General features: G+C 66.4%; 3 protein-coding genes. All 3 read left to right on the plus strand.

Annotation, left to right across the window (positions count from 1 at the left end; all coding sequences use genetic code 11):
• A partial coding sequence (locus tag KBA32_RS08535) for a TolC family protein (protein WP_294357488.1) occupies positions 1–411 on the plus strand: 411 nt, incomplete at its 5' end.
• 213 nt (positions 412–624) lie between these two features.
• A complete protein-coding gene (locus KBA32_RS08540; RefSeq protein WP_294357490.1) occupies positions 625–1,899 on the plus strand; it encodes an efflux RND transporter periplasmic adaptor subunit in 1,275 nt (424 codons plus the stop codon).
• On the plus strand, positions 1,896–2,548 hold a 653-nt coding region (locus tag KBA32_RS08545; protein WP_294357492.1), incomplete at its 3' end, for an ABC transporter ATP-binding protein. The genes KBA32_RS08540 and KBA32_RS08545, both read left to right, overlap by 4 nt.

The following is a 2,548-nucleotide window of genomic DNA, read 5'->3' on the forward strand; positions in this document are numbered from 1 at the left end:
GACGGCGTTGTTTCCTCGCTGGTCGGCAGCCTGGCCTGGACGCTGTTCGACGGCGGCCGCATCACAAGCCGCATTGCCGTGCAGGACGCGGTGCAGGAGCAGGCGCTGATCGCCTACGAGAAGGCCATCCTCACCTCGTTCGAGGACGTCGAGAACGCCCTGACCGCCTACGCCGTCGGCCGCCAGCGCGTCGAGGCCCGGCAGAAAGCGGCCGAGTCGGCGCGCCGTGCCAACGACCTTGCGCGCACCCTGTACCAGGCGGGCGCCGCCGACTTCCAGAAGGTGCTCGATACCGACCGCACCCGCCTCAGCGCCGAAGACGCGCTTGCGAGCGCCAATGCAGACCTGCTGACCGCTGCCATTCAGATCTACAAGGCGCTGGGCGGCGGCTGGCAGAGCACGGAGGCGTGAGATTGTTCCGGAGACTCGCAATCGCGACCGACAACCCAGTTACCGTTCGTGGTGAGCCTGTCGAATCCTGCCCTGAGCCTGCCGAAGGGCATGAACAGGCGCACTGTGGGCATCGTGCCCTTCGACAAGCTCAGGGCGAGCGGTGGTAGAGATCCGTCAGTTGCTTACACGAACGTCAATTTGCGCCTGCTACCCGAAAAGAACACGAACAACATGAATAAGATGACCGAGCACCCCGAACTCCCCGACTTCCTCAAGACAGGCGCCCCGTCGCGCCCGGGCGGCAAGAAGCGCTACCTGGTTGGCGGCGCCCTCGTCGTCGCGGTCGCCGCCTATTTCCTGTTCGCCGGCGGCAACGGCGCGCCGCAGGGCCAGTATCTGACCGAGGAGGCGACGACCGGCAAACTGGTCGTCACCATCTCGGCGAGCGGCACGTTGCAGCCGACGCGCTCGGTCGACGTGGGCAGCGAGCTTTCGGGCACGCTCGAAACCGTGCTGGTCAACGAAAACGACACGGTGAAACAGGGTCAGATCATCGCCCGTCTCGATACCTCCAGGTTGCAGGATACCGCCGCGAAATCGCGCGCCGCCGTTGCCGCGGCGCAAGCCAACGTCGCGCAGATGGAAGCCACGGCCGCCGAATCGCGCGCCAATCTCAATCGCCTGCGCCACGTGGCTGAACTCTCGGGCGGCAAGGTGCCGTCGAAGACCGAGCTCGAAGCGGCCGAGGCCAGCCATCAACGCGCCGTTGCCAACGTCGACAGTGCCAAGGCAACTGTCGTCCAGGCGCAGGCGACACTCAAGTCGGACGAAACGAACATCGCCAAGGCCGTCATCCGCGCGCCGATCAACGGTGTCGTGCTCACGCGCGAGGTCGAGCCGGGACAGACGGTTGCGGCGACGATGACGACGCCGGTGTTGTTCACCCTTGCCGAAGACCTGACCAGGATGGAACTGCAGGTGAAGGTCGACGAAGCGGACGTCGGCAGCGTGCAGGTCGGCCAGCCGGCGAGCTTCACCGTCTCGGCCTGGTCGAACCGTGACTTCCCGGCAACCTTGCAGCGCGTCGGCATCGGCTCGACGACGACCGACAACGTCGTCACCTACAAGACGGTACTCAGCGTCGCCAACGACGATCTGGCGTTGAGGCCGGGCATGACGGCGACGGCGCGCATCGTCACGGCGAATCGCGAGAACGTGCTCACGGTGCCCAACGCCGCGCTGCGCTTTTCTCCGCCAAGTACCGCCGAAGCCGGGCCGCAGGGGAGTTTCATCTCGCGCCTGATGCCGCGCCCACCGCAGCAGAAGAAGCCCCAGGTCAAGAAGAGCAGCGCCGCCGAGCCGCAGGTTTGGGTGCTCGACAACGACCAGCCCAGACCGGTATCGGTCACGGTCGGCGCCAGCAACGGCCGGCAGACCGAGATCACCGGCGGCGACCTGAAGGCCGGCATGGCCGTCATCACCGACTATCAGGAAGCGAAAAAGTGAGTGCCGAGTCCCAGGACGCGCTGATCGCCTTCCAGCAAGTCACCAAGACCTATGGCGAGGGCGTTGCCGCCTTCCAGGCGCTACGCGGCGTCGATCTCGCCATCCGCGAGGGCGAATTCGTGGCCATCATGGGACCGAGCGGTTCGGGCAAATCGACGGCACTCAACGTCCTCGGCTGCCTCGACGCGCCGACCACCGGCGCCTACGTCTTCAGGAATGTGCGCGTCGACCAGCTCACGCGCAACCAGCGCGCGCTCTTGCGCCGCCACTACCTCGGCTTCGTTTTCCAGGGTTTCAATCTGCTCGCCCGGACTTCGGCGCAGGAGAACGTCGAGCTGCCGCTGCTCTATCGCGGTGAAGACGCCAAGCACCGCCACGCCGCGTCGCGCGAGGCGCTGGCGATGGTCGGCCTGACCGGCTGGGAGCACCACACGCCGGCCGAACTCTCCGGCGGCCAGCAACAGCGCGTCGCCATCGCCCGCGCCATCGTCACCCGCCCGCTCGTCTTGCTCGCCGACGAACCGACCGGCAACCTCGACAGCCAGCGCGGACACGAGATCATGGATCTGCTGGTATCACTCAACCGCGAGCACGGCATCACCGTCCTGATGGTTACGCACGAGCCCGAGATGGCGCACTACGCCAGCCG

The organism is Propionivibrio sp., assembly GCF_017995515.1.
Taxonomy (GTDB): Bacteria; Pseudomonadota; Gammaproteobacteria; order Burkholderiales; family Rhodocyclaceae; genus Propionivibrio.